This window comes from Pseudomonas sp. URMO17WK12:I6 (assembly GCF_003253625.1).
In the GTDB taxonomy this organism is placed as follows: Bacteria; Pseudomonadota; Gammaproteobacteria; order Pseudomonadales; family Pseudomonadaceae; genus Aquipseudomonas.
The window spans coordinates 465,854-485,841 of the sequence record NZ_QKYZ01000003.1; the positions used below are offsets into that span (position 1 = coordinate 465,854).

A 19,988-nucleotide genomic window follows, 5' to 3' on the forward strand; every position below is an offset into this window, starting at 1 on the left:
CGAGCCCCTTGCCGCCTTGTCTGAGGTTCGCTACCTAGCTTGCTGATGAGACCGATGCGCGTCTCGGAACGTTATTTATGCATTCAATCTTCCGCCGGGCACTTGGGCAGCGCGTTCTATCACCCCCCTGGAGTGACCATGCGCCGGTACGGGAGACGCTTTTCGGTATCGAGCGACTTGAGCAGCATGCCGAGAGTCTGGCCATCGCCCAGCAGGTGACACCCAGGCCGCCCACTGTGCTTTCCTTGCATGTACGCCTCGACGACAACGCTTCGGTCCTGCTCGCCGCCTACCGGGCGAGCGCCGCGGAGCTTGAGAGCGGCCACAGCGTGGTGCCCGCCGCCGAATGGCTGCTGGATAACTACCATATCGTCGAGGAACAGATCCGGGAAATTCGCGATGATCTGCCACCTGGCTACTACCGCCAGTTGCCGAAGCTCGCCGAGGGACCGTTCGCTGGCTACCCGCGGGTCTTTGGCCTGGCCTGGGCCTTCGTTGCGCATACCGACAGTCATCTCGACCTCGACATGCTGCGGTGTTTCATCGATGCGTACCAGCGGGTCCAGCCGCTGACCATCGGTGAGTTGTGGGCTGTGGCGATCACCCTGCGTATCGTCCTGATCGAGAACCTGCGCCGACTCGCCGAGCAGATCGACGACGGTCGTATGGCCCGCGCGGACGCCGACGAACTGGCCGATCGTTTGCTCGTACCTGCCAGCGCCCGTTCGGCGCTGGCAGACATCGCCGCGCGTCCGCTCGGGCGGTTGCCCGAGCTGTTCGCCGCTCAACTCGCTAAACGCCTGCGCGACCAGGATCCGCGTACGACCCCGGCGCTGGGCTGGCTGGACGAACGTCTGCAAGCACAGGGTGTTTGCGTCGAGGAGGTGGTGCAGCACGCCCAGCAACGCCAGGGTGCCTCCAATGTCACGGTGCGCAACATCATCACCAGCATGCGGCTGATTTCCGATATTGACTGGGCCAAGCTGTTTGAAAGTGTCAGCCTGGTCGATGCGCGCTTGCGCGCGGGCAGTGCGTTTGCCCTTATGGACTTCCCGACGCGCAACCTGTACCGCAGCGCCATCGAGCAACTGGCGCGTGGCTCGGCTCTCTCGGAACTGGAGGTCGCCGACCGGGCCTTGGAGGCTGCCCGCCTGGCTGAGAGCGCCGAGCAGGGCGAGGAGTGGGGTGGGCGAGCGAGCGATCCTGGCTACCACCTGATCGCCGAGGGACGCCCGGCGCTGGAGCGGGCCATGGGCTTTCGCGCACCTCTGCGCTTGCGCATCAGCCGCTTCAACATTCGCCTGGGCATCGGCGGCTATGTTGGCAGCATTTTCTTGCTGACCACGCTGCTACTGGCGCTAATGGCCTGGGCCTTGGCGGTGCCGTCCGTGGCTGTTGGCTGGATCCTGTTGTTCCTGCTGTCGATGTGCATGCCGGTCACCGAGGTGGCCACGGCGCTGGTCAACCGCATAGTCACCCGGAGTTTCGGCGCCATTACTCTGCCGGGGTTGGAGTTGTCCGCCGGCGTGCCGCAGGCGCTACGTACGCTGATCGCTGTGCCGACGCTGTTGACCAGCGAAGCCGATCTGTTGGAGCAGATCGAGCGACTGGAGGTCCACCATTTGGCGGGCATCGGCGGCGATCTGGCCTTTGCCTTGCTGGCCGATGGCGTCGATGCGCAGCAAGAGGAGCTCGACAGCGATGCGCATTTGCTGACGGTAGCAACCGAGGCGATCGAACAGCTGAATCGCCGCTATGGGCCTGGGCCCGGCGGCCAGCGCTTCTTCTTGCTCTGTCGGCGGCGCTTGTTCAATGCCCGCGAGCAGTGCTGGATGGGCTGGGAACGCAAGCGCGGCAAACTGCACGAGCTAAACCGCCTGTTGCGTGGGGATGGCGAGACGAGTTTCATGTCCATCTTCGGCGAGGCACCGAAAGTGCCGGCCGGGGTGCGCTACGTGATCACCCTTGACGCCGATACCCGCCTGCCGCGGGAGGCGGCGCTGCGGCTGATTGGCAAGATGGCTCACCCATTGAACCACCCACGTTTCGACGCCGCGCTGAAGCGCATTGTCAGCGGCTACGCGATCCTCCAGCCACGGGTCACGCCCTCTCTGCCGCTGGGCGGCGAGGGCTCCTTTTACCAGCAGGTGTTCTCCGGTCCCGGCGGCATAGATCCCTACGCGTCGGCGGTTTCGGATGTTTACCAGGACCTCTTCGGCGAAGGTTCCTACACCGGTAAGGGTATCTATGATGTGGATGCCTTCGAAGCCGCGCTCGGTGGCCGGGTCGGCGACAACCGGCTGCTCAGTCATGATCTATTCGAGGGCATCTTCGCCCGCGCCGGCCTGGCCTCGGATGTCGAAGTGATCGAAGAATCCCCGGCGCGCTTCGATGTCACCGCCAAACGTCTGCACCGCTGGACGCGCGGCGACTGGCAATTGCTTCCTTGGGTATTCGGGCACTGGAGGGGGGCTCAGGCGGTACCGCCGATCGGCCGCTGCAAGATGCTCGACAACCTGCGTCGCTCGTTGTTCGCGCCCTTCGCCCTGGCCAGTCTGGTGTTCTGCTGGTGGCTGCCGTTGCCGCTGGCGCTGCTCGCTACACTGTTCGTGCTGGCGACCCTGATGATTCCGGCCCTGCTGCCAACCGTCTGCTCCCTGCTGCCGCAGCGGCGCGGCATCCGTCTGCGCAATCACTTCGGCATGTTAGGTGCCGACCTGCGTCGCGCGGCTCTGCAGATTGTGCTCTCGCTGGCCTTTTTGGCGGACCTTGCATGGCGCATGGGAGACGCTATCGGGCGCACCTTGGTGCGGATGTTCTCCAGCCACGATCACCTGCTCGAATGGACCACCGCCGCGCAGGCCTCCGGCTGCCCTTTACCAGACCTGCGCGGCAGTTACCGGCAGATGGCTGGTGGCACCGCGCTTGCGCTGCTGATGAGCGCCGCCGGGCTGGCCTTCGCGCCCAGCTCCTGGCCGTTAGTCGGGCCACTAGCGTTGCTCTGGTTGGCGGCGCCGGCGCTGGCTCTGCTGAGCAGCCGGCCATCGAAGGTCGCCCGCCAGCGCACGGCTTCGCCGCTGGACGCGCATGCCCTGCGCTTGACCGCGCGACACACTTGGCGTTTCTTCGAAACCTTCGTTACAGCGGAGGATAACCTGCTGCCGCCGGACAATTTCCAGGAACAGCCCAAACCGGTACTCGCACATCGCACCTCGCCGACTAACATTGGGCTCTACCTGCTCTCGGCAGTCGCTGCCCGCGACTTTGGCTGGGCCGGCAGCATTGAGACGCTCGAGCGCCTGGAAGCGACCATGGCAACCCTGGAGAAGCTGCCGCGTTACCGCGGGCATTTTTTCAACTGGTATGCGACCCACGACCTGCGAGCCTTGCATCCGGCCTACGTGTCGTCGGTCGATAGTGGTAACTTCGCCGGGCACCTGATCGTGCTCGCCAACGCCTGCGATGAGTGGCGGGAAAGCCCGTTGGCGCAGGAGGCCTGTCGTGGCCTGATGGACGACCTGTGGCTGGTCCAGGAGGCCATTGGCGGGCTGTCGGGCGCCGGTGGCGAGCCGCTGCGGCAACTGCGCGACGATCTGGAGGAAGTCCGCGTCCACTTGGCGGGGCTGCAAGCATTCGACGGACTGCTGCCGAGTCTGAAGCGGCTGACCGAGAAGGCCGCCAAGGTGGCCGTCAGGGTCGTTCCGGTCGGCGAGGGTGATGACCTGCTGTTCTGGGTCGAAGCGCTGCGCAAGGCAGTGGCTGAACACCTGCGCGACCGCACGCTGCCGGACGAGGCGCGGTCTACATTGGCGCCGCGCTTGCAAGCGCTCGCCGATATGGCCCGGGCGATGGCCGGGGCGATGGACTTCAGTTTTCTGCTCGACCCCGAACGAAAGCTGCTATCGATCGGCTACTCCCAAACCGATAATCGCCTCGATCCGAGCTGCTATGACTTGCTCGCCTCGGAAGCACGACTGGCCAGCCTGTTCGCCATTGCCAAGGGGGATGTCCCGACTCGTCACTGGTTCCGCCTCGGACGCATCGCAACGCCGGTCCCCGGCGGCTCGGCGCTGATCTCCTGGTCCGGCTCGATGTTTGAATATCTGATGCCGTCACTGGTGATGCGAGCGCCGGCTGGCAGCCTGCTGGAACAGAGCACTCGTCTGGTGGTGGCGTTACAGGAAGCCTACGGCCGTTCGTTGGGCATCCCCTGGGGGATCTCGGAGTCCGCCTACAACGCCCGCGATCTGGAGTTCACCTACCAGTACTCCAATTTCGGTGTGCCCGGGCTTGGCCTCAAGCGCGGGCTGTCCGAGAACGTGGTGGTCGCGCCTTATGCGACCGGTCTGGCGGCGATGATCGATCCGCAGGCGGCGCGCCGCAATTACGAGCGGCTGGCCGGGATGGGCGCGCAGGGCCGCTATGGTTTCTACGAGGCGCTGGACTTCACCCGCTCACGGCTGCCGGATGACGAGAATGTGGCGATCGTTCGCTGCTTTATGGCCCACCATCAGGGCATGACCATCGTTGCCATCGCCAATGCCTTGCACGATGGCAGGATGCGCTGCCGTTTCCACCGCGAGCCGATGATTCAGGCCTGCGATTTGCTACTGCAGGAGCGCGTGCCACGGGACGTACTGTTGGCGCATCCACGAGCCGAAGAGGTGACTGTTTCCGCGACCGAGGGCCGCAGCGAAACCCTGCGGCGCATCGATGCGGGAGGCGGCGGCGCGCCGATCACCCATCTGCTCTCCAATGGCCGCTACGCGCTGATGCTCACCTCGGCAGGCGGCGGTTACAGTCGCTGGGGGGATATCGACGTGACGCGCTGGCGTGAGGATGCCACCCGCGATGACTGGGGCAGCTTCATCTTCCTGCGTGACACCCAAAGTGGGGAAGCCTGGTCGGCGACGCTGCAGCCCAGTGGCCGCGACGTTGAAAACGGCGAGGTGCTGTTCCACGAGGATCAGGCCGAGTTCATTCATCGCCAAGGCTCGCTGGTCACCAGCCTGGAAGTACTGGTGTCCGGCGAGGACAACGGCGAAGTGCGGCGAGTTTCGCTGGTCAACAACGGGCGCAGGCCACGCGACATCGAACTGACCTCCTATGCCGAGGTGGTCCTGGCGACTCGGGCCGCTGACAGCGCGCATCCAGTGTTCTCGCGAATGTTCGTGCAGACTGAATACCTTGCCGAGTTCACGGCACTGGTCGCCACTCGCCGCCCGCGTGGACCGGAGGAAACGCCGGTATGGGCGGCGCACTTCGTGGTGGTGGAAGGTGAGCTGATCGCTGATCCGCAATACGAGTCCGACCGCGCGCGTTTCCTTGGCCGCAACCGTAGCGTGCGCGAGGCGCTGGCGATCACCGGGCATCGGGCGCTGTCGAACAGCCAGGGGACGGTCCTCGATCCGATCTTTTCCTTGCGTCAACGTCTGCGGGTTGGGCCCGGCAAAGTTGCGCGGGTAGCCTTCTGGACGGTGGTCGCAAGCTCGCGAGAGGAATTACTGGATCTGATCGACAAGCACCATGAACGCAATGCCTTCGAGCGCGCCAAGACCCTGGCCTGGACCCAGGCCCAGGTGCAATTGCGCGACCTTGGCATCGACTCCGAGGAGGCGGCGGACTTCCAGCGCCTGGCCGCGCCGATTCTCTATGTTGACCCACGTTTTCGCGCTTCGGCGCCGGCCATCATACGAGGGGCGGGGTGCCAGTCGGGGCTATGGCCGCTGGGGATTTCTGGTGATCTGCCGTTGGTTCTCTTGCGCATCGACGAGGTCGAGGACCTCGCCCAGGTCCGTCAGTTGCTGCGTGCCCGTGAATACTGGCGGATAAAGGGCCTGCACGTCGACCTGGTCATCCTCAACGAACGGGCGTCGTCCTATGTGCAGGACCTGCAGGAGGCGATAGAAACCGCAGTACGCAGCACTCAGTCTCGCCTGCACTTTGGCGAGGAGCGCAGGCGCGGTGCGGTCTACACATTGCGCACCGACCTCATGACCGTAGAAACACGGGCATTGCTGCAGGCCGTGGCGCGAGTCGAGTTGATCGCCCATCGTGGTTCCATTGCAGACCAGCTCGAGCGCCTGCCAAAGCCTGCGCCGCGCAACTGGCTTGCCGTCCGCCAGCCTCCGTCAATGCCAGTGTGGCCGTTGCCGGAGGCACCGGTCGGGGATGACGGCCTGGAGTTTTTCAATGGCCTGGGTGGCTTTGATCGCAACGGGCGGGAATACCTGATCACGCTTGAGCGCGACCAGACGACGCCCGCGCCGTGGATCAATGTGATCGCTAACCCGGCGTTCGGCTTCCAGGTCTCGGAGCACGGCAGCGGCTACACTTGGGCCGAGAACAGCCGTGAAAACCAACTCACCCCCTGGTCCAATGACCCGGTCGCTGACCCGGGGGGCGAGGCGCTGTATATCCGCGACGAGGAGAGTCACCAGCTTTGGAGCCCTACCGCGCAGCCGATCCGCGACGACGGCGTCTACCGCGCTGCGCACGGCTTCGGCTACAGCCGCTTCAACCATTCGGCACACGGCATTCACACGCAATTGCTGCAGTATGTGCCGCTGGACGACCCATTGAAAATCTCCCGACTGACCCTGCGCAATCTGTCCGGGCGGCCGCGTCAACTGTCGGTGACGGCCTATATGGAATGGGTGCTCGGCACCTCGCGCGGGACCAACGGGCCGTTCATCCAAACGGAGATCGACGCCGCCAGCGGCATGCTGCTGGCGCACAACCCATGGAGTATCGCCTTCCCGGGCCGTGTGGCATTTGCTGATCTCGGCGGCCGGCAAAGCGCCTGGACCGCCGACCGCCGCGAATTCCTCGGTCGCCATGGCGGGCCGGCGGCGCCTCGGGCGCTGCTTGGTAGAGCTCCGTTGTCCGCGGCCTGCGGTGCCGGTCTGGACCCATGCGCGGCGCTGCAGTGCGTCGTCGAGCTGGCCCCCGGCGAGTCTGTCGAGGTGCTGGTTTTGCTGGGGCAGGCCGTATCGACCGATGCTGCCCGGGAGATGGTTCTGCGTTACCGCGAGCGTGACCTGGACGAGGTACTTGCAGCGGTCAAACGGCACTGGGACGAAGTGCTCGGTGCAGTGCAGGTACGCACGCCCGACCGCGCCCTGGATATCCTGCTTAACGGTTGGCTGCTCTACCAGACTCTGGCTTGCCGCATCTGGGCTCGTTCGGCGTTCTACCAGGCCAGCGGTGCCTATGGTTTCCGTGACCAGTTGCAAGACTGCATGGCACTGGCATTCGCACACCCAGCGCAAACCCGGTCTCATCTGCTGCGTGCTGCCGCCCGGCAGTTCGTCGAGGGCGATGTGCAGCACTGGTGGTTACCGCATTCGGGGCAGGGGGTCCGTACGCGGATTTCCGATGATCGTGTCTGGCTGGCCTTTGCCTGCGCCACCTATGTCACGTCTTCCGGGGATGCCGGGGTGCTGGACGAGAGCGTGCCGTTCATCGAAGGGCGGCAGTTGCTCCCCAGCGAAAGCGACGCGTTCTTCCAGCCGATGCCCGCGGACGAGTCGGCTTCGCTGTTCGAACATTGCGCCCGCGGTCTCGACCAGTGTCTGACGCTGACCGGTGCCCACGGCTTGCCGCTGATCGGCAGCGGCGACTGGAACGACGGTATGAACCGGGTTGGCGCGGGCGGGCAGGGCGAGAGTGTCTGGCTCGGCTGGTTGCTGTTGAGCACCTTGAACAGTTTTGCGCCTTTGGCCGACGGCCGCGACGATCAGCGTGCCAAGCGGTGGCGGGCGCATGCGGGGTTGCTGCGCAAAGCGTTGGAGCGTGAGGCCTGGGATGGCGACTGGTATCGCCGGGCGACGTTCGACGATGGTACGTGGCTCGGCTCGGCGGCGTGCGAGGAATGTCGGATCGACTCCATTGCGCAGTCCTGGGCGGTACTCTCAGGTGGCGCCGATCCCGCCCGCGCGAGGCTGGCGATGGCCTCGCTGGAGCGTCTGCTGATCCGCCGCGACGACAACCTGGCGTTACTGTTCGCACCCCCGTTCGCGCACACTTCGCTCGACCCCGGCTATATCAAAGGCTACCCGCCAGGCCTGCGCGAGAATGGCGGGCAGTACAGCCATGCGGCGATGTGGACGATCCTGGCGTTGACCCGACTCGGGGAGGGCGACAAGGCCGTCGAACTGTTCGCGCTGCTCAATCCGATCAACCATGCGCGCACGCCACAGCAGGTCGAGCGCTACAAGGTCGAACCTTATGTGATCGCCGCGGATGTCTATTCCGTTGCGCCGCATATAGGCCGGGGTGGCTGGACCTGGTACACCGGCTCGGCCGGCTGGATGTACCGCGCCGGCGTAGAGGGGATTCTGGGGTTGCGCCGAGAGGGGGCGTTTCTCGTTGTCGATCCCTGCATCCCGCGTCACTGGCCAGGTTTTGAAGCCCGTCTGAGGCTGGACGGCAGCGACTACACGATCAGCCTGAAGTCGGCGGGACGACGTTGCCGGGACCTCGAGCAGGCGCTGCTCGATGGTGTACCGCAGACCTGCGAGCAAGGGGCCGTTCGCGTGCCGCTGGACGGATGTGCGCATCGTCTTGAGCTTGTTCTCTAATGGGTACGCTGGCGCACAGAACTACGTTGCCGATGCGTTCAATCTGGAGGTGTTCAGAAAGTCCTGGATCACAATCGGAGAATCGTCATGCTACAAACAATCGTGGTCGTCCTGATCGTCCTGTGGTTACTTGGGCTGGTAACGTCGTACAGCCTGGGCGGCTTCATTCATGTCCTGTTGATCGTGGCGCTGATTTTGCTGGCGGTCAGTTTCTTTCAGAGCAGGCGCTCATAAGCCTCTTCGGTCCTGCCGATGAACAGGGTTGAGCGCCGCTCGCGGACAGTACAGTCCACACTCGCCGATGAAGCGCTTTTCGATCGCCTGCAGCGTGCCGCCTTGGGTTATTTCCTGCAGACATTGAATCCGTTTAACGGACTGGTGGCCGATACCTCGCGTCCCGGTTCGCCCGTCAGTATCGCGGTGGTCGGATTCGCCCTGTCAGTGTATCCGCTGGCCGTAGATCGGGGCTGGTTGACACGGGCCGACGCGCTGCGGTTCAGCCTCGCCGCACTGCGTTTCTTCCAGGCCAGCGATCAAAGCGGTAGCCCCGGGGCGACAGGATATAAAGGGTTTTATTATCACTTCCTTGATATCCATACGGGTGTGCGGGTTTGGCGCTCGGAACTGTCGATGATCGACACCGCTTTGCTGATCGCCGGCGTGTTGACGGCAAGCCTGTATTTTTGCGCGGATACCGCTGACGAGAACGAGTTGCGGGGCCTGGCCGACTTTCTTTATCGGCGCATCGACTGGCGCTGGGCACAGGACAGTGGTGAGACGATAAGGCAGGGTTGGAAACCCGAATGCGGGTTCCTGCATTACGGCTGGGAGGGCTACAGCGAGGCCATCCTGCTGTATGTGTTGGCGCTCGGCTCGCCAAGCTGTGCAATCGTGGGCGACTGCTACCGGGCATGGACCTCCACCTATCAGTGGGAAAACCTCTACGACCATGACTATCTCTATGCCGGGCCGCTGTTTGTCCACCATTTCTCCCATGCATGGATAGATTTTCGCGGCATCCACGATGGTTTCATGCGTGAGAAGTGCTCGGACTACTTCCAGAACAGCCGACGCGCCGCTTACATCCAGCGTGAGTACGCGCGGCGTAACCCGCAAGAGTTCGCCGGCTACGCTGAAAATTGCTGGGGCTTGTCCGCTTGCGATGGGCCGAGCGATGAGCAGCCACAGCTGTCCAATGAGCCGCGGCGATTGTTCGGTTATGCCGCTCGTGGCGTACCGTACGGGCCGGATGACGGCACACTGTGCGCCCCCTCGGTGGTGGCGTCGTTGCCGTTTGCGCCGGAAATTGTCCTCGACGCGGTGCGGCATATGATGGAGCGCTACCCGGAAATGTGCGTCGAAGGGCGCTTTTCCAGCAGCTTCAATCCGAGCCTCGCCGATGCCAACGGGCGCGCCTGGGTGTCCCCAGGGCACTACGGGCTCGATCAGGGCATTGTACTGATGATGATCGAGAACCATCGTAGCCAACGGATTTGGGAGCTGATGCGCGCCTGCCCCTACATCCGCGACGGTTTGCAGCGCGCCGGGTTCCACGGCGGCTGGTTGCAGCAACCGCCATTTGCGGGAGCAGGCTGATGACGCAAGACTACGATGGGTCGATCACCACGCCGCAGGATGCTTATGAGCGTCAACGCCTGGCCAGTGTGCATCCGCCGCGCTGGGTCAATCCGCACGCTGCCGAGCGCTACCACTTGGTGATAGTCGGTGCGGGGCCTGCGGGTCTGGGCGCCGCGAAAACCGCTGTAGCGCTCGGCGCCAGGGTGGCGTTGATTGAATGCAGGTTGATCGGCGGCGATTGTCTGAACAATGGTTGTGTACCGTCGAAGGTGATTATCCGGACGGCGCAGTTGTATGCCGAAATGCGCGATGCCCGGCACTATGGCGCGCAAGTGCCGAGCGACATTCAGGTCGACTTCGCTGCCGCGATGGAGCGCGTACGGCGTATCCGCAGTCACCTCAGCGGCGGCGATTCGGCGGCACGATTGAGCGCAATTGGCGTGGATATGTTCTTCGGCGAAGTGCGCTTCACGGGGGCTGATTCGCTGACCGTCGATGGGCAGACCCTGCGCTTTCGCAAAGCCTTGATTGCGACTGGCGCGGCCCCGAATATCCCGCTGATTCCCGGTCTCGCGCAAGCCGGTTACCTAACCAATGAAAACGTTTTCGATCTGACCGAGTTGCCGCGCCGCCTGCTGGTGATTGGTGGCGGCCCCCTTGGCTGTGAACTGGCCCAGGCCTTCTCCCGGCTTGGCGCACAAACCACCATCGTGCAAGACATGCCGCTGTTCCTCGGCAACGAGGAACGGGACGCCGCGCAACTGCTCTCGGATGCCTTCGCTCGCGACGGCATCGAGGTCCGTCTGAACACCCAGGTCGTTGCCGTGCGCGTAGAGGGTGGGCAGAAACTGGTCGACCTGGTCAGCGACGATTACCGCAGTACGGTTGCCGTCGATGCGATCCTCGCCGGCATCGGCCTCTCGCCGAATGTCCAGGGCCTGAACCTGGAAGCCGCCGGTGTCGACTACGACGCCAGTGAGGGAATCCGTGTCGATGACTTCCTGCGCACCAGCAATCCGCTTATCTACGCTGCCGGGGATGTCTGCCTTGAGCACAAGTACACCCATACCGCCCTGGCTTCAGCCCGCATTGTCGTGCAGAACGCCCTGCTGCGCGGTCGCGAGCGGATGAGCCGGCTGGTAATCCCCTGGTGTACCTACACCGATCCGGAGATTGCTCACGTCGGTTTGTATGTGCGTGAGGCCAACCGTCGGGATATTCCGGTGAAAACCTTCACCATTCCCATGCATCAGGTCGATCGTGCGGTCACTGACAGTGAGGAGGAGGGTTTCGTGAAAATCCACGTCAGGGAGCGCACGGACCAGATTCTCGGTGCCACCATCGTCGCTCGCCATGCCGGCGACATGATCAACGAAATCACCCTGGCCATGGTGGCGGGCGTCGGCTTGCGCACATTGGCCCTGGTGATCCATGCCTATCCCACGCAGGCGGAGGCGATCCGCAAGGCCGCCGATGCCTACAATCGTACCCGCTTGCCTCCTCGCGTCAGGTCACGTTTGGCGCGTTGGATGGAGCGCTGAGTCAGTAGCCTGAAGCCGTCCCAGCAGCGCCTTGGCGCGTGCACAGACATTGTCGATGCTGAAGCCGTATTCGCGCAGCAGTACGTCGGCCGGTGCCGAGGCGCCGAAGTGTTCTACCCCGAGCATGTCCCCCCGCGCGCCAATGTAGCGCTCCCAGCCTTGCCGCACACCCAACTCGACCGCCAGCCGCGCGCCGACTGACGGCGGCAGTACCGCGTCGCGCTCGGCCTGCGGCAGGGCCTCGAACAGCTCCCAACTGGGCATCGAGACACAGCGCACGGCAATGCCTTCGCGTTCCAGGCGCTCGCCCGCCGCCAGGATCAAGGCGACTTCCGAGCCACTGGCGAGCAGGATCAGTTCGGGCTCGCTGTTCGCCGCATCGCTCAGCACATAGGCGCCGCGACGCAATCCATCTGCCGGGGCATAGCGGTTGCGATCCTGGGTTGGCAACGATTGCCGGGTCAAGACCAGCAGTACAGGGCGGTCACGGGTGGTCACCGCAACCTGCCAGGCGACTGCGGCTTCATTGGCGTCGGCGGGGCGGATCAGCACCAGATTCGGGATGGCGCGCAGGCTCGCCAGTTGTTCGACAGGCTGATGGGTAGGGCCGTCCTCGCCGAGCGCCAGGCTGTCGTGGGTGAACACATGCACCACGTGCAGGCCCATCAGTGCCGCGAGGCGTAGCGGTGGGCGCATGTAGTCAGAGAAGATCAAGAAGGTCGCACCAAAGGCAATGAAGCCGCCGTGTGCGGCAAGGCCGTTGACGATGGCGCCCATTGCATGTTCGCGCACGCCGAAGTGCAAGTTGCGACCCGCTTTGCTCCAGCCGCCCACGTCAGAGCCTTGTTGATCCGTGCCCGTGGTAGGCGGCGGGTTGAAGTCGCCAAGGCCCTTGAGCGCGGTTTTCGTTGAGGGATCGAGGTCGGCGGAGCCTCCGCTCAATGCTGGCAGACGGGGCGCGATGGCATTGATCACCATGGCGCTGGCGTCGCGTGTGGCCAACCCCTTGGCATCGGTGGGAAACACCGGAATGTCTGCATCCCAGCCCGGCGGCAGTTCCCCGTTCAGGCGCTGCTCCAGTTCATGGGACAGTTCTGCAAAGGCCTTGGTGTAGACGTCCATGCGCATGTGCCAGGCAGCCTCGCTCCGCACCCCGTGTTCCACGGCCTTGCGGAAATGCGCCAAGGCAGCGTCGGGTATCAGGAAGTCCGGCTCGGTGGGCCAGCCCAGCTTCTCCTTGGTCTTGCGCACCTCTTCCACGCTGAGCGGCGAGCCGTGGGCCTTGAAGGTGTCCTGCTCGGGTGAGCCGTAGCCGATATGTGTACGAACGAGAATTAACGATGGCCGCGTGCTTTGCGCCCGTGCCGCCTGCAGCGCGGCATCTATCGCCAATAGGTTATTGCCATCTGCCACCGACACTGTGTGCCAGCCGTAGGCCTCAAATCGCCGCGCACGATCCTCGGAGAAGGTCATGGCGGTGCCGGCGGCCAGAGTAACGGCATTGTCGTCGTACAGGCAGGTGAGCTTGCCCAACCCGAGATGGCCGGCGAGCGAGGCGGCCTCGCTTGCCACGCCTTCCATCAGGTCGCCGTCGCTGACGAGGGCGTAGGTATGGTGGTCGACGACCGCATGACCGGGATGGTTGTAGCGCGCGGACAGTTGCGCCTCGGCCATCGCCATGCCGACCGCGTTGGCCAGGCCCTGACCAAGCGGCCCGGTAGTGGTCTCCACGCCGGGCGTGTGTCCGCGCTCGGGATGCCCTGGCGTCTTGCTACCCCATTGGCGGAAACGCTTGATCTCCTCCAGCGCAAGCTCGTAGCCACTGAGGTGCAGCAGACTATAGAGCAGCGCCGAGCCGTGTCCGGCGGAGAGCACGAAACGGTCGCGGTCGGGCCACTGCGGGTTGCGCGGGTTGAACTTTAACCAGCGCGTCCACAACACATAGGCCATCGGCGCGGCACCGAGCGGCAAACCGGGGTGGCCGCTATCGGCTTTTTGCACCATGTCGAGCGAGAGGAAGCGCAGGGTATCGATGCATTGCTGGTCGAGTTTGCTGGTCATGATGGTCTCTTGGTGAGGTAAAGGGGACTCAGCGCGTCGCGGGTGTTTCGGTTGTGGTCCACATCCATCATCGGGTTCACGTCCCTTTACTCGCGGTTCCCGCTTTGATCCAACGCTCATCAGGTATGTCGTGTATTCCACCAGCAGATAAAAAATGCCCGCCAATGCGCCGGGATTTCTCGTTCAGCCTCTACCCAATCCTGAGCGTTGGCCTCTGCCCATGAGTCGTTTCGAGGTCCTCCTGAATTTCAGCTATAAACTTGCCTATCGCTCGATTGCAATTGAGGCTGGCTGTACTAATTCCCGTAACCAACAGCTCTACTCGACCAGAGACAGGCTCGAATATCAGAGCTTGCAGTGATCCGCTTTGATCGACTCGGCACTCGCAGGACAGGGGACGGAGTGCTGACTCGATGATGTGACGCAACTCAAGCGTGGATAGCATGATGACTCCAGTGAAGACGGTGGACTCGGGAAGGGCGAGTGTTGAACCGTCTCATAGCTGGAGTGTGAGGGACGCCGTCGGGGTGGTCTGTTCGCTAGAACACGCAGGTGCGGGTCAGTAAGACGGTTTTAACGGAACATAGGGCAGCAGGCGCTCGGTTTCTTTTCTGACGACGGCGTAGCACTCGCAACTCAGTTGCTCAAGTGCGGCCCTGTCCAGCACCTTGATATGGCCACGGCTGTATTCGATGACGCCCAGGCGTTGCAGTTTGCCAGCGGCATCGGTCACGCCTTCACGGCGTACGCCGAGCATGTTGGCGATCAACTCCTGGGTCATGATCAGTTGATTGTCTTGCAGGCGATCGAGAGACAGCAGCAACCAGCGGCACAATTGTTGATCGATCGAGTGGTGGCGGTTGCACGCGGCGGTCTGCGCCATTTGGGTGATCAACGCCTGGGTGTAGCGCAACATCAGCAGGAGCATCTCCCCGTGGCGATTGAACTCATCCTTGAGTCGCTGGCTGGGTAACCGAAAGGCATGCCCGGCGCTCTGTACGATCGCCCGGCTTGGTGTGCTTTCACCACCCATGAAGACGGCGATGCCGATCAAGCCTTCATTGCCTACCACTGAAATTTCCGCCGATGCGCCGTTTTCCATCACATACAGTAAGGACACGATGGCGTCGGTGGGGAAGTAGACGTGCCGCAGGACATCCCCGGATTCGTAGAGCACCTTGCCGAGCGGCAGGGTGATCAGTTCGAAGTAGGGCAACAAGCGCTCCCTCGATTGTGCAGGAAGGGCCGCCAGAAGATGGTTCTGTTGTGGCTTGGGTGTATCAAACATATCAGCCAGCATCCGAGGTTGAGACTTCCAATACCTAAAGATTAATCCATGGCGCACGCCGTACGCTGCCATATGGGGCCGTCCGTCGGTTTTGCCGGCACATTCAATTCGGGCCAGGCCCTTGGACGGCCGTCGAGGATTGGCGGCTCCATAGGCTCCTTGTCATCTTTCAGGCCTTTGAAGAGCGGCGTAACGGAGGAAGACGATGCGAGCGCTTCGATCAGGCGTGAGTGCTATTAAGTGCAAAGAAGCGTCAATGGCTCACCAGCGGCAACATCACCACGAACTCACTTCCCTTACCATTACCCTCGCTCGTGGCGGTGACCTTGCCACCGTGCGCTTCGACCAGCTCCCGAACGACGGTCAACCCGATGCCCAAACCGGAGCCGTTGAAACCTATGGCGTGTTCGTCTTGAACATAAGGGTCAAAAATAAAAGGGAGTGCTTTAGCCGAAACGCCGATTCCATTGTCGGAAATACTTATCTTCAGAACGTCGGCCTCTACCGTGGCAGACAGCTTGATTCTGCCTTCGGCCGGAGTGTACTTGGCCGCATTCGCCAGTAGATTGTGAAGAATCTGAGCGAGGCGTCCTGAATCACCATTCACCATCAAGGTGCCATCTGGAAGATGGACATCGAACTGCTGCTGTTGGGCGATCATCACAGGACCACACGCATCAACAGCCTCAATCAGAATTTGCATCATGTCGACATCGCGGCGATTGATTCGCAGCTTGCCCGTGCTGGCGCGGGAGACGTCGAGCAGATCGTCGACCAGCTGTGAAATATGCTGTACTTGACTCTCAATCAACTCTCGCATTCGCGGCAGTTGGTCGCTAGGCAGTCGAACCATACGCTCTGCAATCATGCTGATAGGTGTTAACGGATTTCGCAGCTCATGGGCCACCATCGCCAGTACGCTTTTCTGCTGGCTCAATGCGCGCTCGGCTGTAGCCTGAAGGTCTTGAGCGCTGAGCGCAGCCATTACCAGTTGCGCATTAGCCTCGCGCAATTGCTGGTACAAACGCTGCTCCTCCAGACGAGGGGGGGTACAGCGTCTGATTGCGCCAAGAGTATCGCCAGTACCAGCTGCTGATTGGCCTCGATCACTTGCTCGACCTGCTGGGTATCTGCCAACCGGCTGCTGGCGTCGCTCAACTGTTTTTGCAGTGCTGCCAGTACGGCGCGCGCTTCAACAGTTTTTTGTCCAAGCAGGAAGAGTTCGTGAGCAGCATTGGCCATCTCACGTTCCTTCTTGCCACCGGCTTTACTCATGAGTCGGGCTCAAACATTTTTATCTCCCGTACGTACCGCTCCTGAACTCTGTTTTGTCGGTCGACCACCGAGCAGCCCCTCCTGGTCCGGCAGCATTTCGCCGATCTGGAGGCCGTTATCGTCGATGTGGTACTGGCGCAACTGATCTGAATGGGCGCTGGCTCGGACCTTGACCACGGCCATGATCCGCAACAAGCGGCTCTCTACTTCAATATAGCGTTGAACGATGATCGCATCGGTGAGAAAGGCGGTGCCGTAAGGACTGAAACGCAGATCGGTGTAGCGGTCTTCCAGCTCGGAGGTCATCAACACACTGACCCCGGCGCCGGTCAGCGCGGTGACCATGCGTGACAGCGACTCGCGGAAGTCATCGCGGAAGGTCGGCGCCAGCGCCAGTTCGAAGCCCGACAGCGAATCGATGACCACGCGGGTGGCTTTCAGCCGGGTGATCTCGCTCAACAGCAACTGCACGATTTCGTCGATGGAGAGGTCCGGGGCCCGGCTGTCCACCAGACCGACCTGGCCACTCTGGATCAGGCCAGCGAGGGTGGCATTCTGGGAGTGATTGGGCCGCTGTTCGAACACCGCGATCACGCCGGTTTCGCCATTGCGCGCGCCTTCAGCGAGAAATGTCGCGGCCAGAATGCTTTTGCCCGAGCCCGAAGGCCCGGCTACCAGCAAGGAATAACCACGGGGCAGACCGCCGCCGAGCATCTCGTCGAGCTGCGGCACGCCCATCTTCAGGCGCTTGATAGGGAACTCCAGCGGCGCTTCAACCGGGTTGGGCGCCGTTGGCGCAAAGACCTTGATCCCCGACGTCGCGATGCGGAAGGTATGCAGCCCCGGCAGTGTCGGTTGGCCGCGCATCTTCATGATTTCCATCTTGCGCACCATGGAATTGCGCTGAACGCTTTGACGCAGCCAGATCAGGCCATCGGCCACGGTGAAAATCGGGTTGGTGTCGGTTTCGGTGAAATATTCGCCGATCAGGAAGGTCGTCGCCTGCCAGGTGGTCATCAACATGCCCAGTTGCTGAATGAACTGCGGCAGGTTGTTGTTGGGGTTGTCCTGGGTTTGGCTGGCCAGCACCACCGAACGGAACGAGTCGACGAACACCAGTGACGGAGAGTGCGCCTCCACCTCGCTGACGATGCGCCGCAGCACTTCGTCCAGATTTCCGGCGAGGGTGTCGTTGGCCAGGTTGATATAGCGAATCGAATGGTTGATCGCTTCACTGTCGAAAAAATCGAATTGCTGTTGATAGCGCAGCATCTTCAGCGGCGGCTCGCCAAGCACCGTAAAGAACAGCGCCGGACGTTCGGGCGTCGCCAGGGCAAACATCATCTGGTGAGCGAGGGTAGTCTTGCCGCAGCCGGGAGGGCCGGCGATCAAGTTGAACGAAAACTCCGGCAAACCTCCGCCCAGCACTTCGTCCAATCCTGGCACGCCGGTGGCCAAGCGGTTGATAGTCACTTTGGTGCTCATGGCGAATTTTCCTGCGATGGGGTGTCGCTCAAAGAAGGTTCCCACACGTCACGAAGCAACCGTGCGGTGAGCGAGGGCCCGATCAGCGTGGTCAGCAGTTCGTAGAAGGTGATCAGCATCACTTCACCGAAAAACAACGCATCGGCTTCGCTTTGTTCAACTAGTACGGATTTGAGGGCAGCCAGATCCAGCGCGGCCTGCACGCGGTCATAGGTACCGGCCAGGCGCGGATGAGCGCAAGTGCAAAGCTGGAGGCTACGGCGGTAAAGCGCGGCAACCCCCTGCGGCCCAATGATGGGCGTGAGGGCTGCGTCCATATCCTGCAAGGTTGAAACGATCGCTTGGGCGACCCTCGCAATGTCCGCGTCGGGACCAACACGGTGCGCCAGAGAAGCTACGATCTGGCGGCTCTCTTCGCTTAGCGTGGACATGACGGACTAATATCTGATGGACAGAGCCTGATAGTACACCTTATCTCGAGTTTATCGAGACTCAGTTCTGAGGCAGTATTGAAAAAGCAGTCTGATTGTCCTTTTGGCTGTGATCTGAGCTTGATCCCATCGGTACGGGCTGGAGAATCGGTTAAAGCAAGGGTGTGATCGTCTCTTTTTCTGACGATGCCGAGAGAAAAGCCTCCTTTTTACCGGCGCCAGTGGCTCGCTGTGGGGCGGTACGGTGCTACGAGACGGACGCGTTGTGCTGGCTGTGCAATCTCATCTGCCCATTACAACCTATCTGAAAATATTCAAATCTCAGTGAAAATGACCGTCTACGCTTGCGTGTGTGCGGTGGTGATTTTGGTGATGGGTATCTCATGAGTCTGAAGAAAACCGTTGCACAACTGGTGACTTTGGCCGTAGTCGGGTTGGCGGTGCTGCTCGGTTGGTTTGCTTGGGATCATTACACTCGATCACCCTGGACTCGTGATGCGCGAGTGCGTGCCGATGTGGTGACGCTATCAGCCGAGGTCTCGGGACGCATCATTAGCTTGCAGGTGCAGGACAACCAGCATGTGCAGAAGGGCCAGTTGCTGCTGGAAATCGACCCGGCGCGTTACGCACTGGCGGTCGAACACGCGAAGCGCTCAGTCGAAGTGGCGAAAGCCACTGAGGGCCAGTCGAAGGCATCAATCATTTCCAGTGAGGCCTTACTCAAACAACGCCAGAGCGAAGAGCAGAGGCGAAGGACGCTCAAGCAGCGTTTCGCGATCTCCGGCGAAGAGTGGGAAAAGTCCAGTACCGAAGTGGCGGTAGCTCAGGCGGACCTGTTGAGAAACCAGGCCAACCTTGGCTTGGCGCAAGCCAATGTGCAGCTGGCTATTGCGGCCTTGACCCAGGCCGAGCTGGATTTACAACGAACCCGAGTGGTGGCGCCGGTCAGTGGCTATGTGACGAATCTGCTGACCCGCGAGGGTGACTTCGCTAGTGGTGGCGGTGCGCTGTTGGCGTTGGTTGACAGTCAATCCTTTTATGTTAGTGGCTACTTCGAAGAAACTAAGTTGCCGCGAATCAAGGAGGGTGATCGGGTCAGGATCGAGTTGATGAGCGGCGAGACCTTCGGCGGCACCGTACAAAGCATCGCTTTTGCTATCGCCGACCGTGAGAACTCCCCCGGCAGTCGCCTGCTGGCCAACATCAACCCCAGCTATACCTGGGTCAAACTGGCGCAACGAGTGCCGGTGCGGATTCAGATCGACGCCGACTATATCGCCAAAAACAGCTTGCGTGCCGGGACCACGGCTACCGTCACTGTCATGGAAAACCGGGATAATCAGGCAACCCACTAACCCCATATGGGGACGGGCTTATGTGGCGAGGGGGCTTGCCCCCGTTCGGCTGCGCAGCAGTCGTAGATTGGGGCCGCTTCGCGACCCAACGGGGGCAAGCCCCCTCGCCACAAAGGCTCGCTTGTATGCTGGTACTTGAAGGGAGGAGGAGGGACAAGGCTCGATTCTGACTGTTGGCGCAGTACAGATCCGTGGGAGATTTCGCCCCTCCTCCTTTCACCCAAGCGCCGATAAAGAATGCATCTGGCTAGACCGACGATAGGAACAAGCCTGCGCCTCTGGGTGAGCCCTTCAAGTGCTCAAAACCATATCTCGGGGGGTGTTCAATGGCAATGTCGGTTTCTGTTTCCAAGCCAATCGTGGGCGTGGATGTCGCCAAAAATGAACTGGTG

12 protein-coding genes are annotated in these 19,988 nt (G+C 62.0%); 5 read left to right on the forward strand and 7 right to left on the reverse strand.

From position 1 onward, the window contains the following. The first annotated feature begins 77 nt into the window (after window positions 1-77). The 4 genes from F475_RS08080 to F475_RS08095 all read left to right on the forward strand — a co-directional run bounded on the left by F475_RS08080 (window position 78) and on the right by F475_RS08095 (window position 11,701). Complete coding sequence (locus F475_RS08080; RefSeq protein ID WP_111453633.1) at window positions 78-8,582, forward strand: GH36-type glycosyl hydrolase domain-containing protein; 8,505 nt, start codon at window positions 78-80, stop codon at window positions 8,580-8,582. An 87-nt stretch (window positions 8,583-8,669) separates the two neighbouring features. After that, complete coding sequence (locus F475_RS08085) at window positions 8,670-8,816, forward strand: lmo0937 family membrane protein (RefSeq protein ID WP_105341819.1); 147 nt, start codon at window positions 8,670-8,672, stop codon at window positions 8,814-8,816. Window positions 8,817-8,834: 18 nt separating this feature from the next. Next, on the forward strand, window positions 8,835-10,178 hold the full coding sequence (locus F475_RS08090) for a glucoamylase family protein (RefSeq protein WP_111453634.1): 1,344 nt from the start codon (window positions 8,835-8,837) through the stop codon (window positions 10,176-10,178). Then, window positions 10,178-11,701, forward strand: coding sequence for a mercuric reductase (locus F475_RS08095; RefSeq protein WP_111453635.1), 1,524 nt, complete (start codon window positions 10,178-10,180; stop codon window positions 11,699-11,701). Before F475_RS08090 ends, F475_RS08095 begins: the two co-directional genes overlap by 1 nt. Here F475_RS08095 and tkt read toward each other — a convergent pair. The 7 genes from tkt to F475_RS08125 all read right to left on the reverse strand — a co-directional run bounded on the left by tkt (window position 11,672) and on the right by F475_RS08125 (window position 18,241). Further along, window positions 11,672-13,762, reverse strand: coding sequence for a transketolase (gene tkt / locus F475_RS08100; protein ID WP_111453636.1), 2,091 nt, complete (start codon window positions 13,760-13,762; stop codon window positions 11,672-11,674). The genes F475_RS08095 and tkt overlap by 30 nt on opposite strands. A 190-nt stretch (window positions 13,763-13,952) precedes the next feature. Then, window positions 13,953-14,207, reverse strand: coding sequence for a DUF1652 domain-containing protein (locus F475_RS08105; protein ID WP_111453637.1), 255 nt, complete (start codon window positions 14,205-14,207; stop codon window positions 13,953-13,955). Between the two features lie 114 nt (window positions 14,208-14,321). Next, window positions 14,322-15,050, reverse strand: a complete 729-nt coding sequence (locus F475_RS08110; protein ID WP_111453649.1) for a Crp/Fnr family transcriptional regulator — start codon at window positions 15,048-15,050, stop codon at window positions 14,322-14,324. Between the two features lie 253 nt (window positions 15,051-15,303). Further along, window positions 15,304-16,074: a sensor histidine kinase KdpD gene (locus tag F475_RS08115; RefSeq protein WP_225602874.1), complete on the reverse strand. Its 771-nt coding sequence runs from the start codon at window positions 16,072-16,074 to the stop codon at window positions 15,304-15,306. Further along, window positions 16,035-16,325, reverse strand: coding sequence for a hypothetical protein (locus tag F475_RS30670; protein WP_256597082.1), 291 nt, complete (start codon window positions 16,323-16,325; stop codon window positions 16,035-16,037). Before F475_RS30670 ends, F475_RS08115 begins: the two co-directional genes overlap by 40 nt. A 9-nt stretch (window positions 16,326-16,334) precedes the next feature. After that, window positions 16,335-17,810 (reverse strand): ATPase domain-containing protein, encoded by a 1,476-nt coding sequence (locus F475_RS08120; RefSeq protein ID WP_111453638.1) that lies wholly within the window; start codon window positions 17,808-17,810, stop codon window positions 16,335-16,337. Beyond that, window positions 17,807-18,241: a hypothetical protein gene (locus tag F475_RS08125; RefSeq protein WP_225602876.1), complete on the reverse strand. Its 435-nt coding sequence runs from the start codon at window positions 18,239-18,241 to the stop codon at window positions 17,807-17,809. Before F475_RS08125 ends, F475_RS08120 begins: the two co-directional genes overlap by 4 nt. 383 nt (window positions 18,242-18,624) lie before the next feature. Between F475_RS08125 and F475_RS08130 the strand changes: the two genes are divergently transcribed. Then, on the forward strand, window positions 18,625-19,596 hold the full coding sequence (locus F475_RS08130) for an HlyD family efflux transporter periplasmic adaptor subunit (protein ID WP_371924272.1): 972 nt from the start codon (window positions 18,625-18,627) through the stop codon (window positions 19,594-19,596). The last annotated feature ends 392 nt before the right edge of the window (window positions 19,597-19,988 follow it).

What these genes read in the sequence shown, in the direction of transcription:
- F475_RS08090 (WP_111453634.1), top strand. Translation starts at nt 8,835, where the DNA reads ATGAACAGGGTTGAGCGCCGCTCGCGGACAGTACAGTCCACACTCGCC.
- F475_RS08110 (WP_111453649.1), bottom strand. Translation starts at nt 15,050, where the DNA reads ATGTTTGATACACCCAAGCCACAACAGAACCATCTTCTGGCGGCCCTT.
- tkt (WP_111453636.1), bottom strand. Translation starts at nt 13,762, where the DNA reads ATGACCAGCAAACTCGACCAGCAATGCATCGATACCCTGCGCTTCCTC.
- F475_RS08080 (WP_111453633.1), top strand. Translation starts at nt 78, where the DNA reads ATGCATTCAATCTTCCGCCGGGCACTTGGGCAGCGCGTTCTATCACCC.
- F475_RS08130 (WP_371924272.1), top strand. Translation starts at nt 18,625, where the DNA reads ATGAGTCTGAAGAAAACCGTTGCACAACTGGTGACTTTGGCCGTAGTC.
- F475_RS08085 (WP_105341819.1), top strand. Translation starts at nt 8,670, where the DNA reads ATGCTACAAACAATCGTGGTCGTCCTGATCGTCCTGTGGTTACTTGGG.
- F475_RS30670 (WP_256597082.1), bottom strand. Translation starts at nt 16,325, where the DNA reads ATGAGTAAAGCCGGTGGCAAGAAGGAACGTGAGATGGCCAATGCTGCT.
- F475_RS08105 (WP_111453637.1), bottom strand. Translation starts at nt 14,207, where the DNA reads ATGCTATCCACGCTTGAGTTGCGTCACATCATCGAGTCAGCACTCCGT.
- F475_RS08120 (WP_111453638.1), bottom strand. Translation starts at nt 17,810, where the DNA reads ATGAGCACCAAAGTGACTATCAACCGCTTGGCCACCGGCGTGCCAGGA.
- F475_RS08095 (WP_111453635.1), top strand. Translation starts at nt 10,178, where the DNA reads ATGACGCAAGACTACGATGGGTCGATCACCACGCCGCAGGATGCTTAT.
- F475_RS08125 (WP_225602876.1), bottom strand. Translation starts at nt 18,241, where the DNA reads ATGTCCACGCTAAGCGAAGAGAGCCGCCAGATCGTAGCTTCTCTGGCG.